The 18,827-nt window shown below is 59.8% G+C and carries 15 protein-coding genes; 6 read left to right on the top strand and 9 right to left on the bottom strand.

Features of this window, described 5'->3' with window-relative positions; translation table 11 throughout:
• Window positions 1-3: 3 nt before the first annotated feature.
• Together K0P33_RS18145 and K0P33_RS18140 are read right to left on the bottom strand one after the other, a co-directional pair.
• A complete protein-coding gene (locus K0P33_RS18145; protein WP_094950691.1) occupies window positions 4-465 on the bottom strand; it encodes an LEA type 2 family protein in 462 nt (153 codons plus the stop codon).
• A gap of 12 nt (window positions 466-477) precedes the next feature.
• The gene (locus tag K0P33_RS18140; protein ID WP_094950692.1) at window positions 478-1,905 is read right to left on the bottom strand and encodes a nucleobase:cation symporter-2 family protein; all 1,428 of its coding nucleotides are present in this window, start codon (window positions 1,903-1,905) and stop codon (window positions 478-480) included.
• A 234-nt stretch (window positions 1,906-2,139) separates the two neighbouring features.
• On the opposite strand from K0P33_RS18140, the gene K0P33_RS18135 reads away from it, so the two are divergent.
• Window positions 2,140-3,765 (top strand): methyl-accepting chemotaxis protein, encoded by a 1,626-nt coding sequence (locus K0P33_RS18135; protein ID WP_094950693.1) that lies wholly within the window; start codon window positions 2,140-2,142, stop codon window positions 3,763-3,765.
• A gap of 219 nt (window positions 3,766-3,984) precedes the next feature.
• Here the strand turns inward: K0P33_RS18135 and K0P33_RS18130 are convergent, their stop codons facing one another.
• The 3 genes from K0P33_RS18130 to K0P33_RS18120 form a co-directional block, all read right to left on the bottom strand.
• Window positions 3,985-5,367, bottom strand: coding sequence for a M10 family metallopeptidase C-terminal domain-containing protein (locus K0P33_RS18130; RefSeq protein WP_242150249.1), 1,383 nt, complete (start codon window positions 5,365-5,367; stop codon window positions 3,985-3,987).
• Between the two features lie 325 nt (window positions 5,368-5,692).
• On the bottom strand, window positions 5,693-6,808 hold the full coding sequence (locus tag K0P33_RS18125) for a Gfo/Idh/MocA family oxidoreductase (RefSeq protein ID WP_242150246.1): 1,116 nt from the start codon (window positions 6,806-6,808) through the stop codon (window positions 5,693-5,695).
• A complete protein-coding gene (locus K0P33_RS18120) occupies window positions 6,801-6,980 on the bottom strand; it encodes a hypothetical protein (protein ID WP_242150244.1) in 180 nt (59 codons plus the stop codon). Before K0P33_RS18120 ends, K0P33_RS18125 begins: the two co-directional genes overlap by 8 nt.
• Window positions 6,981-7,229: 249 nt before the next feature.
• On the opposite strand from K0P33_RS18120, the gene K0P33_RS18115 reads away from it, so the two are divergent.
• The 5 genes from K0P33_RS18115 to K0P33_RS18095 all read left to right on the top strand — a co-directional run bounded on the left by K0P33_RS18115 (window position 7,230) and on the right by K0P33_RS18095 (window position 12,567).
• Window positions 7,230-8,264: a YCF48-related protein gene (locus tag K0P33_RS18115; protein ID WP_242156071.1), complete on the top strand. Its 1,035-nt coding sequence runs from the start codon at window positions 7,230-7,232 to the stop codon at window positions 8,262-8,264.
• A 16-nt stretch (window positions 8,265-8,280) separates the two neighbouring features.
• The gene (locus K0P33_RS18110) at window positions 8,281-10,656 is read left to right on the top strand and encodes an RND family transporter (RefSeq protein WP_242150241.1); all 2,376 of its coding nucleotides are present in this window, start codon (window positions 8,281-8,283) and stop codon (window positions 10,654-10,656) included.
• Between the two features lie 117 nt (window positions 10,657-10,773).
• Window positions 10,774-11,070, top strand: a complete 297-nt coding sequence (locus K0P33_RS18105) for a DUF5629 family protein (RefSeq protein WP_242150238.1) — start codon at window positions 10,774-10,776, stop codon at window positions 11,068-11,070.
• On the top strand, window positions 11,057-12,232 hold the full coding sequence (locus K0P33_RS18100) for a lactonase family protein (RefSeq protein WP_094953442.1): 1,176 nt from the start codon (window positions 11,057-11,059) through the stop codon (window positions 12,230-12,232). The genes K0P33_RS18105 and K0P33_RS18100 overlap by 14 nt, the downstream gene beginning before the upstream one ends.
• A gap of 155 nt (window positions 12,233-12,387) precedes the next feature.
• The gene (locus K0P33_RS18095) at window positions 12,388-12,567 is read left to right on the top strand and encodes a hypothetical protein (protein ID WP_065907868.1); all 180 of its coding nucleotides are present in this window, start codon (window positions 12,388-12,390) and stop codon (window positions 12,565-12,567) included.
• Between the two features lie 126 nt (window positions 12,568-12,693).
• Here K0P33_RS18095 and K0P33_RS18090 read toward each other — a convergent pair whose 3' ends face one another.
• The 4 genes from K0P33_RS18090 to K0P33_RS18075 all read right to left on the bottom strand — a co-directional run bounded on the left by K0P33_RS18090 (window position 12,694) and on the right by K0P33_RS18075 (window position 18,574).
• Window positions 12,694-13,287, bottom strand: a complete 594-nt coding sequence (locus K0P33_RS18090; RefSeq protein ID WP_242150235.1) for a glutathione S-transferase — start codon at window positions 13,285-13,287, stop codon at window positions 12,694-12,696.
• Window positions 13,284-16,922 (bottom strand): AAA family ATPase, encoded by a 3,639-nt coding sequence (locus K0P33_RS18085; protein ID WP_242150233.1) that lies wholly within the window; start codon window positions 16,920-16,922, stop codon window positions 13,284-13,286. The genes K0P33_RS18090 and K0P33_RS18085 overlap by 4 nt, the downstream gene beginning before the upstream one ends.
• Complete coding sequence (locus K0P33_RS18080) at window positions 16,919-18,160, bottom strand: exonuclease SbcCD subunit D C-terminal domain-containing protein (protein WP_094953439.1); 1,242 nt, start codon at window positions 18,158-18,160, stop codon at window positions 16,919-16,921. Before K0P33_RS18080 ends, K0P33_RS18085 begins: the two co-directional genes overlap by 4 nt.
• 114 nt (window positions 18,161-18,274) lie before the next feature.
• Window positions 18,275-18,574, bottom strand: a complete 300-nt coding sequence (locus K0P33_RS18075) for a hypothetical protein (protein ID WP_242150229.1) — start codon at window positions 18,572-18,574, stop codon at window positions 18,275-18,277.
• Window positions 18,575-18,827 lie beyond the last annotated feature (253 nt).

Below are 18,827 nucleotides of genomic sequence, written 5' to 3'. Positions count from 1 at the left end.
CGTTTACCAGGTGGCCGTGTTCGGCAGGTTCAACGTACCGCGATCGACAAAACGCTGGGTTCCGAACAGGCCACCCGCGAGTTTGCCGCGCAGTACGTAAGGCAGCTTGTTCAAGCTTTGGGTCTGGCTCAGGCCCAGGGTCTGGCGCAATACAGAAAACGCTGAAACGCTGACCGGCACTGTCAGCACTGTCTCGGAAAAGCGTGGGATGCTTCCGGTTTGATCACTCACCCCAGACGCCAATGGCCGGCCATTGACGTCCAGGTCCAGGGCTACGCCGCTGTAGTCAATCGCCGTTTCATTGGGGTTTTGCACCCGCAGCTTCACGGCGAAGCGCACTTCCAAGTCCTGGCTTTGCAGGGGCTCGATGCCCACCACGGTGATATTCACCGGGTCGCGGTTGGGGAACAGCGCGCAGGCGCTCAAGGTCAGCAGCAGTAACGATAGAACCATGAGCTTGCGCATATAAAGGTGCTCCTATTTCGTGACGTCCGGATCCTGCATGACCTTGAGGGTAGAGGACTCCGGATCAAATTCATCTTCTTGCAGCTCTATGAACTCTTCCGGCAGGAAAATGTTCAGCAGGATTGCACAGAATGCGCCCACGGTGATCGGCGATTCGAAGATGTTGTGCAGCGCCTTGGGCAGGTCACGCAACACTTCCGGCACGGCGGCCACGCCCAGGCCCATGCCTAGCGAGATCGCCACGATCAGCACATTGCGCCGGTGCAGCCCGGCTTCGGCGAGGATCTTGATCCCGGCCACCGCCACGGTGCCGAACATGATCAACGTGGCGCCGCCGAGCACCGGCTTGGGCATCAGTTGCAGCACCGCGCCGATCATCGGGAACAGCCCCAGCAGCACCAGCAGGCCGGCGATAAAGTACGCCACATAACGGCTGGCCACGCCGGTCAACTGGATCACCCCATTGTTCTGGGCGAAAGTCACCATCGGCAGGCTGTTGAACGTCGCCGCCATCGCCGAGTTGAGGCCATCGGCCAACAGGCCCGACTTGATGCGCTTGATATACAGCGGGCCTTTGACTGGCTGTTGGGAAATCATCGAGTTGGCGGTCAAGTCACCGGCGGCTTCCAACGGTGAAATCAGGAAGATCACCGCCACCGGGATAAATGCCACCCAGTCGAACGAGAAACCGTATTTGAACGGCACCGGCACGCTGATCAACGGCACTTGAGGCAATGCGGCCAGGTCGACGCGGCCCATCCACCAGGCCACCACAAACCCCAGGGTCAGGCCGATCACAATCGAACCCAAACGCAGGAACGGGTTGTTGAAGCGGTTGAGCACCACGATGGTCAGCAGCACCAGCGCCGCCAGGCCCATGTTGCTCGCCGCGCCCAGCTCGCTTGAACCAAAGCCGCCGGCCATGTCGGTGACCGCCACTTTGATCAACGACAAGCCCATCAACGTGATGATGGTACCGGTCACCACGGGTGTGATCAGTTTGCGCAATTTGCCGATGAACTGGCTGAGCACCACTTCGATAAACGCCGCGAAGAAGCAGATGCCGAAAATCGTCGAAAGAATCTCATCGGTGCCACCGCCCCGAGCCTTGACCATAAAGCCGGCGCTGAGGATCACGCTGATAAACGAAAAGCTGGTGCCCTGCAGGCACAGCAGGCCGGAACCGATCGGGCCAAAGGTGCGCGCCTGCACGAAAGTGCCCAGGCCCGACACGAACAACGCCATGCTCACCAGATAGGGCACTTCGCTTTCAAGGCCCAATACGCCGCCGACGATCAACGTGGGGGTGATGATGCCGACGAAACTGGCGAGCACGTGTTGCAACGCGGCAAAAATCGCCGCGGTGAAGTGCGGGCGGTCTTCCAGGCCGTAGATCAGGTCGGATTTATAGCGGGGGCGAGGGGTTTGAGCTTCAGACAAAATACAGGCCCGAGAAGGAAAGGGGCGCGCAGGATGCCAGAAAGTTCCAGCTGCCAGAAGTGTGTAAAAATATTTCGAAACATCCTGCATAAAATCCACTCGCCTGCCGATACCCTCGTTAAGCCCACCCAACTATTACAACAGTGGTGCCCAAAGATCAGAGCTGCGCGTTGACGCCGGCTGATCGTGTCGCGGCAGGGATGCACGCCAACACTACTTCTCGAGAGCAGCCCTATGTCCCTCCGTCATCTGAATATTGCCCCTCGCGCGTTTCTCGGCTTTGCGTTCATTGCGTTGCTCGTCGTGATCCTTGGTGTATTTGCCGTCAACCGCATGACGCAGATTCGCCAGTCTTCGCTGGACATGGGGACCAATCAATTACCCAGTGTGAAGTATCTCGGCAACTTGACCGAGAACGTCCTGCGCCTGCGCATCCTGTCTTTTCGCATCCTGATCAACCGCGAGCCGGCGGCCCTGGAAGAAGCCAAGACCCGCGTGGCCGTATTGGTCGATAAGGTCAAGCAGGCCCAGAGTGCTTATGCCGTCATGCCGGCAGGTGCGGAAGAGGCGGCGCTGTACAAAACCTTCGTCGCGACCCTCGACAGTTACTTAGCCGCCCAGGCCGAGATGATGTCGCTGTCCCAGCAGAACAAAGTTGAAGAGATGCGCACCTTGATCAATACGCGCATCAAGGACGGCACCGACCGGATGGGCGAGCAGTTGAACAAGCTGATCGCCATCAACGGCGCCGACGCTGACCAGGCGGCTCTGGATGCTGAAAGCAGCTATCAGCAAGCTGTCACCGGGATCATCATCGTGTCAGTGGTTGCGGCACTGATGACGGTATTGCTGGCCTGGCTGCTGACTCGCAGCATCGTTACGCCGCTGCTCAAAGCCGTGGAAGCGGCCGAAACCATCGCCGGCGGCAACCTCACCAAGCTCATCGAAGACGATGGCAAGGATGAGCCGGCGCGCCTGCTCGGCGCCTTGTCGGCGATGCAAATCAACCTGCGCCAGACCATCCAGCACATTGCCGGTTCGGCCACGCAGTTGGCGTCTGCTGCGCATGAGTTGAGCGTTGTCACTGAAGAGGCCTCCAAAGGCCTGCAACAACAGAACAACGAAATCGACCAGGCCGCCACAGCCGTCAACGAAATGACCGCTGCAGTGGAAGAGGTGGCGCGCAACGCGGTGTCCACCTCCGAAGCCTCCAGCCAGTCCAACCAAGCGGCACGTGAAGGCCGCGACCGCGTGGTGGAAACCGTCGGCGCGATCCAGACCATGACCCAGGACGTGCAAAACACCTCGGTGATGATTGAAGGCCTGGCCACTCAAGGCCGTGACATTGGCAAGGTACTCGACGTGATCCGCGCGATTGCTGAACAGACCAACCTGTTGGCGCTCAACGCGGCGATTGAAGCGGCCCGCGCCGGTGAAGCCGGGCGTGGCTTTGCGGTGGTAGCCGATGAAGTGCGGGCTTTGGCCCACCGCACTGCGCAGTCGACCCAGGAAATCGAGAAAATGGTCGCCGGCATTCAGACCGGCACCGGTGAAGCAGTGCAGTCGATGCAGCAGAGCAACCAGCGCACCCACAGCACCCTGGAAATGGCCCGCGCCGCCGGTGTGGCGCTGGAGCAGATCACCCAGTCCATCAGCCTGATCAACGAGCGCAACCTGGTGATCGCCAGTGCGTCGGAAGAGCAGGCCCAGGTTTCCCGTGAGGTGGACCGCAATCTGGTCAACATCCGCGACCTGGCGACCCAGTCGGCAGCCGGTGCCAACCAGACCAGCGCAGCCAGCCATGAGCTGTCGCGCCTGGCGGTGGATTTGAATGGGATGGTCGCGCGCTTCGTTATCTGAGACTTAAATGTGCGGGAGCGACGGTGCGGCGCTCCCGCCGTGGCGTTTAGAGATCGCCGCCTTACTGGGATTTCACGCCTATGTATTGACGTGGTTAAGCGTTATGGGTGTGTTTTTACTCATGTTGCTCACGTTGATTTTCTCCTCTCTCGGGGTAAGTTTCGTGAGCAAATGCGAGTTGTTGTAGGACGCGCGCAGACGGCATCATCGTTAAAGGTTTTATACGGTTTCAGCCCTGCTTTGGCGTGGGCGGTGTAATTGAGGGCGTGAGCGGGCGGTTGTCAATATATCGTCTGGTTTTATGGGGGTCTTGCTAAGGATCATTAATACATTGTGGAAGCCATCACCCACATTCAGAATCAACCGGTGCATTCTAACATTTGGATCATAGTCCAACATCAACTCGCCTTTCTGACCATCCATTGTTCCGCGCTCGCCGGGAGACGCCTCGGTAATACTTACCTTAGAGATTCCAGACTCTTTCAAGACCCCGGAAATATCTATTTTATCGACACCACTGACGAAATCCTGAAGTCTGTCTGGTCTTTTGGGAGAGGAGTCGCTGACTCTGCGGTATATAAACGTATCAGCGCCGCCGCCGCCGTAGAGCGTGTCGCCCCCGGCCCCTCCAGTTATGCGATTGCGAACAGCGTTGCCGATCAGTAGATCGTGCCCGGCGCCACCGATGGCATTTTCCACAATCACGCCCTTGGCGATAGACACATTACCTTCCCTGCCGCCTACGTTCGAAAGCTGTTCGGCGTTCAAGTTGATCTTCTGGTTTTGTTTGAAGCCAGAAAAGTCCAAGGTGTCATTTCCGCCGTTATCCCATACGCAGAAGGAGGTCAATTCATCGGCGGAGGTCAAACTATAGTAATCGCGGTCAGCGTTGGAGTTGAAGCCATAAGTGGTATTGCCCGTACGGGTTTCATTGTTGGCACCGTAGAGACGCTGCCCCCCAGTAATATCATGCATCATTGGGGTTGACGCGCTGTCCGACACGCTGACGCCATTCTCGTCACGGGGCCGCCACCAATGGGTGTTGTAGGACATGGCCGTATGGGTCTTGTTGTTTTCAGGGTGCTCTCCGACCGGGTGCCCAAGCCCCAGGCTATGACCGATTTCGTGAATCATTGACGAGTTCAAAGGTGAGTTATCGTCGCCCAAGCCGATCCCGATGTTCATGTTTTTACTATGGTCACTGGGCATGGTGGCGTAACCGCCTACACCGTTATTGCCATGAATGACCAACAAGGCGTCTGCATTTTTGGCATTCTCGACAAACTTGACCTTCACCACATCTTCCCACGCCCGAATTGAACTTCTGAACGCTTTTTTCCTGGCTTCGCTGAACGCCAACGCCCCGCTGTCTTTAAGCCAGGACGCTTGGGGATCGGATGAGTTGAAGAATTTGTAGCCTATGGTTATTTGGCCGTCACCGTTTCGATCCTTGATTCTGAAATTTTCGCGGGTGAGCTGTGTTGCGATATCCCTTGGATGGGCGGGTGACGGAACGTCATGTTTGATTGGCGTCTGCAGGTTGTCGGCGTTGTATTGATGGGCATGGAAAAGTGCAGTCGTATTCGCGGGAGTGAGCGACATGGCAATCCTCGGCAAAAAAGAATAAAGAACGCGTTGGGAGAGGCGATAAAATAATCTTTTTTGTTGGGAATAGAAGTTTGGGTATATTTCTATATGCGACTTAAATAGGTCAGGTTTACGCGGGGGTATGATAAGTAGTGTAAGTGTGTCGGAACTTAATAGTCTGTCGGGACGAAAAAGTCATTCGGTTAAACAGGGCTGGCGCGTTTTGTATTAACTACCCTGGCGTATGGGCATTGGGAATACCTTAACCCAGCGCCTGTGAGCATGCTTGGCGGCGTACACCCTGGGGGGCACGCCGACCCAGCCGAGGACCCCGAGCGTCCTAAAGCTCGCTGACGTTGACCCATCGCGCTTGTATGGCGGCCAGGCGTATGGCGGCGGCCAGCCGCTCTACCGCCCAGGCAGCATCAAAGTCAGTGCCATCCGCGCCTTGCCCAGCCAGCGCCATGATCAACTCGTGCACTTCCAGGGTCTTCAACTCGTTGTAACCCAGTTGATGCCCAGCGGCTGGGCTGAACGCGGCATAGCCGGGCAGGGCGGGACCGGCCAGCACACGTTGGAAACCGTCCTGGCCGACGCGGCACACCTGTAGTTCATTCAATCGTTCCTGGTCAAACGCCAGCGTGCCTTGAGTGCCGCTGATCTCAAAACTCAGGTGGTTTTTGTAGCCGTGCTTGAGCCAACTGCTGCTCACCGTGCCGCGCGCGCCATTGGCGAATCGCAGCAGGGCATGCACTTGGTCATCCACTGCGATGGGTTTCAGGTCGCTGCTGCCTTTGACGGCCGGGCGCTGGGCGTGGACGGTCTGGGTGTCGGCGCACACGCTGTGCACATCGCCGACTAAATAGCGCGCCATTGACAGCAAGTGGCTGCCCAAATCGGCCAGGGCGCCCCCGGCATGCTCCACTTCGCAGCGCCACGACCAAGGCGAGGCCGCGTCGGCCATGAAGTCTTCGCTGAACTCACCCTGGAAACTGATGATTTCGCCCAGCTCGCCATTGGCGATCATCTGCCGCGCCAGGCTGATCATCGGGTTGTGCTGATAGTTGTAGCCGACCCGTGTGACGACCCCAGCCGCACTGGCGGCGCGGCGCATGGCGTCGGCCTGCTCCAGGCTGACGGCCAGCGGCTTCTCGCAATACACCGCTTTGCCCGCCGCTATCGCTGCCATGGCCATGGGGTAGTGCAAGTGGTTGGGCGTAGTGATGGCCACCACGTCGACCTTGGGGTCGTTGATCAACGCCTGCCAGTCGCCATGGGCCTGGGCAAACCCCCAGGCCGCGGCACAGCGTTGGGCGCGTTCGGTGTCGGCATCGGCCAGCGCGGCCAGCTTGAGGTGTACCGGCAGTTCGAAGACCGCGCGGGCATTGTTGAACGCCAGGGCGTGGGCGCGCCCCATGAAGCCCGTGCCGATCAGGCCGATTCCGAGTTCACGCATAGCGGTGTTCCTTTGAATTATTGTTTTCAAGAGGGGTATTAATGGAATAAAAATTCGCATATTTCAAGATATGGAATAAAAATTCATTGCGGTCGATCTCGATCGTTCCCACGCTCTGCGTGGTAATGCCGCCGGGGACGCTTTGCGTCCTGCGGGTGACGCAGAGCGTCACGGGATGCATTCCCACGCAGGAGCGTGGGAATGAGCATCATCAAGCGCGGTAATGCAGTCATATTCAGCCCATGGCCAAAAGCCGCTAGTTAACAAAAGATAACGTAGCGCCGATTGTCAGACGATTCGAAACCCCGATAGGATGGATCCTGCTTGCTCCAGGCGCTCTAGATTGCAGGTTTCAGAGCCCAGGAAGGCGAGACGACCTAACAATAATAAATCGGGAGAAAGGTCTATGAGTGAGCCTGTCATGGGTTGGGTTGTTTGCCGCCCACGCGCCGCACGCAGGGTTGCGATGTTGGCCACAGCGCTCTCGCTGCTGGGGGTGTTGTCGACACCCGTGCTGGCAGCCGGCGATACCGGCGCAGCGCCGGCATTTGCGATTGAATCCCCCAAAGCCGCCAAAGGCCTGATGATCGATGTGGTCCACGCGGGCTCTCGTCTGGTGGCCGTTGGTGATCGCGGGCACATCCTCTATTCCGATGACCAGGGCAGCACCTGGACCCAAGCCAAGGTGCCGACCCGGCAACTGCTCACAGCGGTATTTTTTGTCGACGCTAAACAAGGCTGGGCCGTCGGCCATGATGCGCAAATTCTCGCAAGCGCCGACGGCGGCGCCACCTGGACCCAGCAATACCAGGACCTCAAGCGCGAAGCGCCGTTGCTCGACATTTGGTTCAAGGACGCCAACCACGGCCTGGCCGTGGGCGCCTACGGTGCGTTGATCGAAACCACCGATGGCGGCAAAACCTGGGACGACGTCAGCGAGCGCCTCGACAACGAAGACCAGTTTCACCTCAACGCCATCGCCTACATCAAGGATGCCGGCCTGTTTATCGTCGGCGAGCAAGGCAGCATGTTCCGCTCCAGTGACGATGGCCAGACCTGGGAAAAACTCGAAGGCCCGTATGAGGGCTCGTTGTTTGGCGTGATCGGCACCGCTCAAGCACAAACCCTGTTGGCCTATGGCCTGCGCGGCAATCTTTACCGCTCCACGGATTTCGGCAGCACCTGGGAGCAAGTCGAACTGAACGCGACGCGCGGCGCCCTGGAGTTCGGCTTGTCGGGAGCGACCTTGCTCGATGACGGCTCGCTGGTGGTGGTCGGCAACGGTGGCAGCGTGGTGGTCAGCCACGACGACGGGCAGACCTTCAGCGTATTCAATCGCCCGGACCGCATTTCACTCTCGGCGGTCACGGCGGCAGGCAACGGCAACTTGATTCTGGTCGGGCAGGGTGGCGTTCGCGTCGCCACGGCCAGCGGCGCTGAACGCGTAAAACAATAATAAGGGCGGGGAAAGAATGAGCAGTCATCACAACGATAAAGCGACCTTTCTTGAGCGCCTGATCTTTAATAACCGCCCGGCAGTCATCGTCATCTGCCTGCTGGTGAGTATTTTCCTGTTCTGGCAGGCGACGTTGATTCGCCCGTCCACCAGCTTTGAAAAGATGATCCCGCTCAAGCACCCCTTCATCGAAAAGATGATGGAGCACCGCAACGACTTGGCCAACCTGGGCAACACGGTACGCATCTCGGTGGAGGCCAAGGACGGTGACATCTTCACGAAGGAATACATGGAGACCCTGCGCCAGATCAACGACGAGGTGTTCTACATCTCCGGCGTCGACCGCTCGGGCCTTAAGTCACTGTGGAGCCCCAGCGTACGCTGGACAGAGGTGACCGAAGAAGGCTTTGCCGGCGGCGAAGTGATCCCGCAGAGCTACAACGGCTCGCCGGCAAGTCTCGACCAACTGCGCAACAACGTGCTCAAGTCCGGCCAGGTTGGGCGCCTGGTTGCCAACGATTTCAAGTCGAGCATCGTCGACATTCCGCTGCTGGAGTCCTACCCGGACCCACAAGACCAGGGCAAGTTGCTGGCCCTGGACTACCGCACGTTCTCCCATGAACTCGAAGACAAGATCCGCGACAAATTCGAAGCGCAGAACCCCAATATCAAGGTCCACATCGTCGGGTTTGCCAAGAAGGTCGGTGACCTGATCGACGGCCTGGTGATGGTGGTGCTGTTCTTCGGCATCGCCTTCATCATCACCCTGATTCTGCTGTTGTGGTTCACCAACTGCCTGCGCAGCACCGTCGCGGTGTTGAGCACGACGCTGGTGGCGGTGGTCTGGCAACTCGGGTTGATGCACTTCTTCGGCTTCGGGCTCGATCCGTATTCGATGCTGGTGCCGTTCCTGATCTTCGCCATCGGTATTTCCCACGGCGTGCAGAAGATCAACGGCATTGCCCTGCAATCGAGTGAAGCGGACAACGCGCTGACGGCGGCGCGACGCACGTTCCGGCAACTGTTCCTGCCCGGCATGATCGCGATCCTCGCTGACGCGGTGGGCTTCATCACGCTGTTGATCATCGACATCGGCGTGATCCGCGAGTTGGCCATCGGCGCCTCCATCGGCGTGGCGGTGATCGTGTTCACCAACCTGATTCTGCTGCCGGTGGCGATTTCCTATGTCGGCATCAGCACGCGCGCCATTGCCAAAAGCAAGAAGGACGCGCACCGCGAACATCCGTTCTGGCGCCTGCTGTCAAAATTTGCCAGCCCCAAAGTCGCGCCGGTCTCGATTCTGTTGGCCCTGATCGCCTTCGGTGGCGGCCTCTGGTACAGCCAGAACCTGAAAATCGGCGACCTCGACCAAGGCGCGCCGGAACTTCGCCCGGACTCGCGCTACAACAAAGACAACAACTTCATCATCAGCAACTACTCCACCAGTTCCGACGTGCTGGTGGTGATGGTCAAGACGCGTGCCGAAGGCTGCTCGCGCTACGAAGCCATGGCGCCCATCGACCAGTTGATGTGGAAGATGCAGAACACCGAAGGCGTGCAGTCGGCGATCTCCTTGGTGACCGTGTCCAAGCAGATGATCAAGGGTATGAACGAGGGCAACCTGAAATGGGAAACCCTGTCGCGCAACCCCGACGTGCTGAACAACTCCATCGCCCGCGCCGACGGCCTGTACAACAACAATTGCTCGCTGGCGCCGGTGCTGGTGTTCCTCAACGACCACAAGGCCGAAACCCTCGACCGCGCGGTGCATGCGGTGCAGGACTTCGCCAAGGACAACAACAAGGATGGCCTGGAGTTTATCCTCGCCGCCGGTAACGCCGGGATTGAAGCCGCGACCAACGAGGTGATTAAAGAGTCGGAACTGATCATCTTGATCTTGGTGTACCTGTGCGTGGCGACCATGTGCATGATCACCTTCCGCTCCTGGGCGGCGACCCTGTGTATCGTGCTGCCGCTGGTACTGACGTCGGTATTGGGCAATGCGCTCATGGCGTTCATGGGCATCGGCGTCAAAGTCGCGACCTTGCCGGTGGTGGCATTGGGCGTGGGGATTGGCGTGGACTACGGCATCTACATCTACAGTCGCCTGGAAAGCTTTCTGCGCGCCGGCTTGCCGTTGCAAGAGGCGTACTACCAGACGCTCAAATCCACCGGTAAGGCCGTGTTGTTTACCGGGCTGTGCCTGGCCATCGGCGTGTGCACCTGGATCTTCTCGGCCATCAAGTTCCAGGCCGACATGGGCCTGATGCTGACCTTCATGTTGCTGTGGAACATGTTCGGCGCATTGTGGCTGTTGCCGGCGCTGGCACGATTCCTGATCAAGCCGGAAAAGCTGGCGGGGCAGAAGGGCAATTCGTTGTTTGCGCACTGATTCATCGTTGTCGCCAAAACGCCGTGGTCTGTGCTACGGCGTTTTGCATGGCGTGGTCTTAGGTCGATGCAACAATTTGACCTATCATGAGGTCTTTCCTTTTGATGACTGTTAGTTATGACTGCCGACACCGCTACCTTGCTCGACGCGTTTAAAGACTGCCAGATGGTCGAAATCGATGGGCTGCACACCTTCGACTTCAGCCTGGATGACCAGAAGTTGCTAATCGTCTGCATGGACGGTCGTGCCGAGAAACGCTGGAGTTTCAGCCTGGAGCAAATCAACGCTGCGGTCTTTGATCAAACCCTGCAAAGCTGGACCCTTACCGGTGAGTCGGGCGAGCATCGCCTGGTCTGCATGAGCGGCGTCACCGGCAACAATAACGACGAGGACGAAGCGGATGATGATGCGTAAATTCTGGCCTCTGCTGATGGCGGGCAGTGTCGGTGCGATGTCGGTGCAAGCTGCGCCGGCTGACACCTACGAATTGCTGGTGGGCAGTTACACCGCCGGCACCAGCGAAGGTATTTACCGCCTGCAATTTGACAGCCGTACCGGCCAGTTCACCGGTAAACCTGAGTTGGCGGCCAAGGCGGCCAACCCGTCGTGGCTGACGATCTCCAAAGACCAGAAGCATCTGTTTGTGGTCAACGAAAACGGCCCAGGCCAGAAAGACTCGGTCGGCCGCGTCAGCAGCTACAGCATTGACCCGCAGAGTCACCAGCTCAGCCTGATCAACCAAGTGCAGAGCCTGGGCAATGAGCCGACCCATTCCAGCCTGGCGGCTGATGGACGCTACCTGTTCGTTGCCAACTATTCGGTACTCGAAGACCCGGGCGGCAGCCTGGCCGTGCTGCCGGTCGACGCCAATGGCAAGTTATCGGCGCCGGTGCAATTGAGCGGGCACCCGTCCAGCCGGGTGAACCCTGAGCGCCAGGCATCCAACCATGTGCATTCGGTGGTGTCATCGCCGGACGGCAAGTACGTGTTTGTTCAGGACCTTGGGGCCGACAAGATTTTTGCCTACCACTACGACCCCAAGGCCAACCACGAGCTGCCACTGACCCCGGCCAACCCGGCCTCGGTGCAGCTGCCGCCCGGCAGCGGCCCGCGTCACTTGTTGTTCAGCGCGGACGGCAAGCATGCCTGGCTGACCACCGAGATGAGCGCCCAGGTCGCGGTGTTTGATTACAACGACGGCAAGCTCAGCCAAACCCAACTGGTGGAGTTCGCTGGCGGGCAACCGGTGTCCGACAAGGCCGGCGCCGCACTGCATGCTTCAAGCGATGGCAAATTCCTCTACGTGAGCAACCGTGGCACCGCCAACCAGATGCTGGTGTTCAGCATCGACCCGGCCACCGCGCACCTCAAGGAGCTGCAGCGCCGCACCGTGGAAGGCGACCACCCGCGTGAGTTCAGCCTGGACCCGAGCGGCAAGTTCTTGCTGATCGCCAACCAGAAAAGCAACCAAATCGTGGTCGTCGAACGCGACCCCAAGACCGGCCTGCTGGGTAAAACCGTGCAGAAACTGCCGATCGATGCCCCTAGCGACCTCAAGTTCCTGGTGCGTCAATAAGCCACAGGCCCCGCAGTGCGGGGCCTGACCTTTAGTATTAATTGTATTAATAGCGGCTACTGTTTCAAAGCATTTCTAAGGTTCAGCCCTCGGGCGTAAGTTTGGTTCCAAGGCCTTCCCGGCCACCTCACCAAACGAACACAAGGGTTACCGACATGAACTTGAACCTCTTCTCCATCATCGCCGCTTCTGCTGTTTCCGCCACCGTGGCATTGCCAGCCGCTGCCAGCGTGGACGTTGCCGGCAAAAAATCCAGTACATCCGCCTACACCCAGAAATACCTGCAACAAAGCGCCAACTTCTATGCCGCACTGGATCACAAAACCCAGCACTGAGCTTGAGCTGAACGGCGGTCAAATGTGGGAGCTGGCTTGCCTGCGATGAAATTAACTCGGTGTATCCGTTGGACCGAGTTGACGGCATCGCAGGCAAGCCAGCTCCCACATTTGATTGTGTTGATTTCAGGGTTTTGCCATCACTGCAATAAACAGCGGCGATTCCAGAAAGCGTTGTAGCCAGTTTTGTAAGCGCTGATACGGCGCTCCGGCAAACCACTCCCGGTCCACATGCGCAAACTGGCGCACAAACGGCGCCAGTGCTACATCGGCCAGGCTCAAATGGTCGGCCAGCAAAAACTCCCGGCCCGCCAGCAATCCTTCCAGCTTCTGCAAAAACACCTCGCCCTCTGCCCGATAATGTTCCATCGGCTGCTGCGGGTAGCGATCGGCGTATTTGTATCGATCCAGGTGATGTTTGAACACCTGATCATTCTCGGTAATCAGTTCCAGCACCGCCGGGTCACCCTGCAGTAACCAATCCTCAGGATCGTGCTGCGCCAGCGCCCACTGCATGATTTCCAGGCTTTCTTCAATCACCCGGCCGTCCACGCTCAATACGGGCACCGTGCCCTTGGGCGACAGCGCCAACATTTCCGCCGGTTTGGCCTTGAGGCTTACCTCGACGATCTGTACGGGCACGCCTGAATAGCGCAAGGCCAGGCGCGCCCGCATCGCGTACGGGCAGCGCCGAAACGAATACAGCAGCGCCTCGCTCACTTGACCTCCAAGGTGCTCAGGCCATTGCCCTGGCGCTTGACCTGGATCTGCACCGGGATGCGCTCGTGCATTTCCTGCACGTGGGAAATCACCGCGACCTTGCGGCCCTGGGCCTGCAAACCGTCCAACGCGTCCATCGCCAATTGCAGCGACTCGGGGTCGAGGCTGCCGAAGCCTTCGTCGATAAACAACGACTCGATTTTCAACGTGCTGGAGGCCATCGACGCCAGGCCCAAGGCCAGCGCCAGCGACACCAGGAACGTCTCGCCACCGGACAACGAGTGCACCGAGCGCAGTTCATCGCCCATTTCCGTGTCCATCACCAACAGCCCCAGCATGCTGCCGCCGCGTTTTAGGCGGTAGCGGCGCACCAGTTGGCGCAGTTGCACGTTGGCGTGGTGCACCAGCAAGTCGAGGTTGTAGGCCTGGGCGATCTTGCGGAAAGTGTCGCCAGTGGCCGAGCCGATCAGTGCATTCAGGCGCGCCCAGCGCTGCCATTCTTCGTAAGCCTTAGTGATCTGGTCGGCCAGCGCGTGGTTGGCGTCCTGACGACGCTGGTCTTCGGCCTGGCGCGCACGCAATTCGGCGCAGTGTTTCTCGCCCTCGGTGAATTGTTGGTTGAGCGCAGCCAGGCTGCTATCGAGTTGCTCAACGTCCAGGTTGCCGTTGTGCAAAGCCTGATGCTCGGCGAGGCGTTGTTCGCGTTCCTGCAGCAGCACCTTGGCTTGCTCGACGGCTTTTTCGCTGTGTTGCAGCTGCTGGCGCAGTGCGCTGACTTGGCTGTCATCAAAGCCCAGCAAGCGCGTGAGCCCATCGTCATCCAGTTCAGGGTGCAGGGCACGCCATTCGCCCAGGCGCTCGCCGAGGCTATGTTGCTCGGCCGCCAGCGCCTGTAGGCGCTCCTGCTGCGCCTTGAGGTCGGCGGCCAGTTGCACCAGCGCACTGCGGATCTCTTGCAGTTGTTGGTTGGCGTCGGCTTCGCTCTGGCGTGACTGCACCACCGTCTGTTCCAGCTGCTGTTGCCACTGTTCGGCACTGGCGTGATCGCCCAGCAGGGCCGTGAGTCTTTCCTGTGCGGCCTGTTGTTGCGTGGCCAACTCGGTGACGTGCAGGTGCAAAGCGTCCAGCTGCTGCTGGCGATGCTGCTGGTGGGTCTGTTCTTTCTCGATGGCCTGCTGACGTTCTTGCTGCTCGGCCAGTTCATCGCGGTGGTGGCCAAGCTGCTCAAGACGCTGGCTGACGTGCTGGTCCAGCTGCATGAAGGTCGCTGCCGGTTCGCGGCGTAAACCGTCGAGGGTCTCGGCGGGCAGCAGGCCGGCGAAGGCCTTGAGTTCTTCGTCAAGGCGCTCACGGTCGTTGGACAGCTCGCGTTGCTGGTCCGCCAGTAACTGGCGGGCTTGCTGGCTGGCGTCCTGGGCGGCTTGCAGTTGTTGCTGCAAACGCCCGGCATTTTGTTGCAGGTTGAGCAGGGCGCCTTGGCGTTGTTCGTCCTGGGTGATGCTTTGCGTCAACTGCGCCAGTTGCTGGGCCAACCAAGTGCTGCGCTTGGCGGCGTCCTGATTGAACAGTGAGGCGGCCAGCGGGTGGGCATCCAGGCTCGGTTTCAGTGCTTGTTGCTGCGTCGCCAGTTGCTCCTGCTGTTGCAGGAACTCCTTTTGCTGGGCGATCAGGCCGCCCACTTCCCCACGTAACTCGGTGAGTTTTTCCTTGAGGATATCGACGGCTTTCTGCGCCGTGGCTTCTTCGTTTTCGTCATGTCGGCCGAGGCTTTGCAGCAGCGCTTCAGGCTGGTGATACGGATGTTCATGGCTGCCGCACACCGGGCACGGCTGGTCATCCTGCAACTGCTCGCGCAGTTCTTCGACACTGGCACTGCGCGCCAGGCGCTGGCGTTCCAGCAGTTGCTTGGTCACCGTCAGGGTTTGCTCGGCGATGGTCAGCTCGGCCTTGGTTCGCAGGCCGCTCTGGTTCAGTTGTTCGCGCTGCTGCTGCGCGTCCGCGAGTCTTTGTGTGAGGTTGGCGCTCTGTTGATCCAGCTGCTGCTGGCTGTCCCACAGGCGCGTAAGGTCTTCAAACGCGCGCTGCTGTTTGCGGTTGTCCTGCAACAGGCTGGCGAGTAACTGGATCTGCTCGGCGACGGCGTGTGGCTCGGCGCCGGCTTCCTGATACAGCAGGTCCAACGCGTCGCGTTGCTGGGTGAACTGCTCGGCGGCGGTGGTGGCGCGCTGTTCCAGCTGCGGCAATTCAGCCTGGCCCTTATTCAGGCGATTGCCGACCAGCATCAACTGTTGCAGACGATCGCGGTAAGCGCTCCAGGCGTCGCTCAGCGGGGCGAGAGTGGCGCTGCGCTCAAGCTCAGCGGCCAGGCGTTGCAGGCCCTCGGCGACTTGGCTGTGTTTGTCCTGCAACGCTTTGAGTAACGTGTGGCCTTCGGTACAGGCGCTGGTGTGTTGCTGTTTATCCTCGGTGCGTTTGGCCAAGTCCTTGGTCAGGTGGGCGAGGGTGCTTTGTTCCTCAAACGCTTGACGCAGCAATGGCACGGCGTCGGCCTGGGTTTTCAGCGCGTCGGCCAATGTTGCCTGGGCGGCTGCTTGCTGCTGTTGCGCCTGCTCCTGACGTGTGTGCAGCACGGTTTGCTGCTCGATATGCTGCTGAATCTGCGCAGCGAGGGGCGTCAACAATGTGCCCAGTTCAGCTTGCCGAGCAAACTGATGGCGCTGCGGCGCCAAATGCTCCAGGCGGCTCAAGTCCTGGCGTTGTGCGCCTTGGCCGTCCCAGTCCGTCTGAGCCCGTTGCAGTTGCTCCGTCGCACTGTGCTGGCGCTCCTGCCATTCGCGCAGTTCCTTGAGCCAGGTGTGTTGCAGCTCCAACTGCTTGAGCTGGGCCTGCTGGGTCTTGAGCTGTTGCTGGGCCTCGGCCAACTGTTGATCAAGTTCGGCGCGGGCTTCGGGAGCCAGGGGCACCACGCCGGTGGCTTGGTCTTGCAGCTGTTTATGCGCGTCCTTGGCATCCTTGGCCTTATCGAAGGCGCGGCGGCCAAGCTGGGTGTAGAGCGCGGTGTCGGTGAGCTTTTCCAGCAGTTCGCTACGCTCATTGTCGTTGGCCTTCAGAAACGCACTGAACTCGCTTTGCGCCAGCAACACCGCACGGGTGAACTGCTCGAAGTTCAAGCCCAGGGCCAGTTCCAGCTGGGTTTTGTATTCGGTCTTCTGGCTGGCCAGCAGTTGGTCACTGTCGAGGTCGATCAGGCTTTGTCGGCTGTTCTGCAACTTGCCGCTGGCCTTGTCGCGGGCACGGTTGGCTTCCCAGCGAGCGCGGTAGCGACGGCCACTGACGCCGACGAAATCCACCTCGGCATAACCGCCGCCGGTACCGCGACGCAGCAGGGTGCGCGGGTCGCCGATGGAAATATCGCTGTCGGCATCCGGCATCTTGGCCTGGCCGGTATCGCCCAGGCGCGGCACTGCGCCAAACAGCGCCAGGCACAACGCATCGAGCAGCGTACTTTTACCTGCGCCGGTCGGCCCGGTGATGGCGAACAACCCAGCGCTGGCCAGGGGCTCGGCGGTAAAGTCGATTTCAAACGGGCCTGCCAGGGAGGCGAGGTTTTTCAGGCGGATGGCGAGGATCTTCATGGCTGTTCGCCCTCCTGTTGTACTTCCTGGAGCAGCACGGCGAAATCCTTCAAGGTCTGTTCATCCACTTCACTGCCGTAGCTGTCCTGCCAGGCGCGGCTGAACAGCTCCTGGGGCGTGAGCTGGTCGAGTTCGATCAGGCGCTCGTCGTCCGTGTTGTCGCTGCCGCGTTGGCCGGCGTATTCAGCGGCGATGCGCACCAGGCGCACGGCTTTGCCTTGCAGGGCGGTTTCGATTTGCTGGCGCAGGTCCGGTTGCGGCTCGTCGAGGCGCACGCGCACTTCCAGCCACGGGTGGCGTTGGGTTTCGGCGAGCAGGTCGATGTCGGGCAGGTCGGCCAATACCTTGAGGATATCCGCCAGCGGCGCGGCTTCCAGGCGTTGCAGGTTGACCGAGCGCGGAATCAGGCGCGGCTCGACACTCACCAGGCGTTGGCCCTGAAAGGTCACATCGAGAATCTGATGTTTGTAGCCGATTTCGGAAAACGACAAGGGGATTGGCGAGCCACTGTAGCGAATCCTTTCTTCGCCATTCACTTGCTGTGGCTTGTGCAAATGGCCGAGGGCGACATAGGCCACGCTGGCATCGAACAGTTTGGCGGGCAGCGCCTCGGCATTGCCGATGATCAGGCTGCGCTCGGAGTCTTCCGACACCGAGCCACCCGCCATATGCGCATGGCTGATGGCAATCAGCGCCTGGCCTTTTTTGCGTTTGGCGTTGGCGGCGGCGATCAGCCACTCATGTACCTGGCCGATGCCGCGCAGGTAGTCGTCGCCCAAGTGCGCGCCGGTGACTTCCGCCGGGCGCAAAAATGGCAGCGCCAGGCACCAGGCGGCGATCTTGCCTTTGGCGTCAGGCAGCGGGATCAGCAAACGTTCGGCATCGAGTTGGCCGTCATCCAGCCACAGCACGCGGCCCAAGGCATGCGTGCGCAAGCGGCGCATCAGCGGCGCCGGCAATTCGATACGCGAGCCGGAGTCGTGGTTGCCGGCGATCATCACAATCGTGAGTTTCGGGTTTTGTTCATGGGCGCTGATGATGAAGTCATACAGACGCTCTTGGGCCTTGAGGGGCGGGTTGACCGTATCGAAGATATCGCCGGCGATCAGCAGCGCATCTGGCTGCTCGGCGTTTAATTGGCCCAGCAGCCACTCGAGAAAACAGGCGTGTTCGAAGTCGCGTTCCTGGCCATGCAGGTTTTGGCCGAGGTGCCAGTCGGAGGTGTGGAACAGACGCAAGGCGAACTCCGTGGAGAAGATGAAAAGGAGGGGAGTTTACCTGTAAAAGCCCACACAGTGCCTGCGGACGAGCCAGATCGAATGTGGGAGCCGGCAAGCCAGCTCCCACAGGGGTTATGCGGCGTGCAGGCAGTCCAGCGCGCGGTCGGCGAGGGTTCTGGCGCTGTTGATCAGGTGCTCGGTGGCGCCGGCCAGGTGGTGTTGGTCGGCGGACAGCCCTTGGGTGGAGGCCGCTGCGGTGGCGGCTGCGCAGCGCAACAGGTCGCAGAGTTGGGCGAGGGCGTCTTCGAAGCTGAGGTCGTGATGTGCGGAGAAAGCCGGCGGTGAGTCGGGTTGTAGGTAGTGGCTCAGGGCGCGCTCGAAGATTTCGCGGTCGGGGGTGAAGCGGGGTGGGTCTGGGACGATTTTGTTCATGAATGAAACTCCTGAAAGGTCTGGAGCCATTCTTTTGCCGATCTCACTCGTCAAAAGGTGGCAGCTATGTGCGGGGTGAGATTGCCGGTCAGGAGCACCCGGTCAGACCGAAGTCTGCCCGCACACAGCCGCCATAGAGCATGTTGCTCGCGGTTGTGGCACTTGGCACCTAATCACATCACAGGATCTCACCCCTGATCGCTGATATGCAGCGACGGAGCGAAGGCTAGCCAGTGGAGTGAGCAGGCGCAAG

Source organism: Pseudomonas sp. ArH3a (genome assembly GCF_022648765.1).
Lineage (GTDB): Bacteria > Pseudomonadota > Gammaproteobacteria > Pseudomonadales > Pseudomonadaceae > Aquipseudomonas.
This window is presented reverse-complemented; position numbering and strand designations above follow the sequence as displayed.

What these genes read in the sequence shown, in the direction of transcription:
- K0P33_RS18145 (WP_094950691.1), bottom strand. Translation starts at nt 465, where the DNA reads ATGCGCAAGCTCATGGTTCTATCGTTACTGCTGCTGACCTTGAGCGCC.
- K0P33_RS18135 (WP_094950693.1), top strand. Translation starts at nt 2,140, where the DNA reads ATGTCCCTCCGTCATCTGAATATTGCCCCTCGCGCGTTTCTCGGCTTT.
- K0P33_RS18130 (WP_242150249.1), bottom strand. Translation starts at nt 5,367, where the DNA reads ATGTCGCTCACTCCCGCGAATACGACTGCACTTTTCCATGCCCATCAA.
- K0P33_RS18125 (WP_242150246.1), bottom strand. Translation starts at nt 6,808, where the DNA reads ATGCGTGAACTCGGAATCGGCCTGATCGGCACGGGCTTCATGGGGCGC.
- K0P33_RS18115 (WP_242156071.1), top strand. Translation starts at nt 7,230, where the DNA reads ATGGGTTGGGTTGTTTGCCGCCCACGCGCCGCACGCAGGGTTGCGATG.
- K0P33_RS18110 (WP_242150241.1), top strand. Translation starts at nt 8,281, where the DNA reads ATGAGCAGTCATCACAACGATAAAGCGACCTTTCTTGAGCGCCTGATC.
- K0P33_RS18105 (WP_242150238.1), top strand. Translation starts at nt 10,774, where the DNA reads ATGACTGCCGACACCGCTACCTTGCTCGACGCGTTTAAAGACTGCCAG.
- K0P33_RS18100 (WP_094953442.1), top strand. Translation starts at nt 11,057, where the DNA reads ATGATGATGCGTAAATTCTGGCCTCTGCTGATGGCGGGCAGTGTCGGT.
- K0P33_RS18095 (WP_065907868.1), top strand. Translation starts at nt 12,388, where the DNA reads ATGAACTTGAACCTCTTCTCCATCATCGCCGCTTCTGCTGTTTCCGCC.
- K0P33_RS18085 (WP_242150233.1), bottom strand. Translation starts at nt 16,922, where the DNA reads ATGAAGATCCTCGCCATCCGCCTGAAAAACCTCGCCTCCCTGGCAGGC.
- K0P33_RS18075 (WP_242150229.1), bottom strand. Translation starts at nt 18,574, where the DNA reads ATGAACAAAATCGTCCCAGACCCACCCCGCTTCACCCCCGACCGCGAA.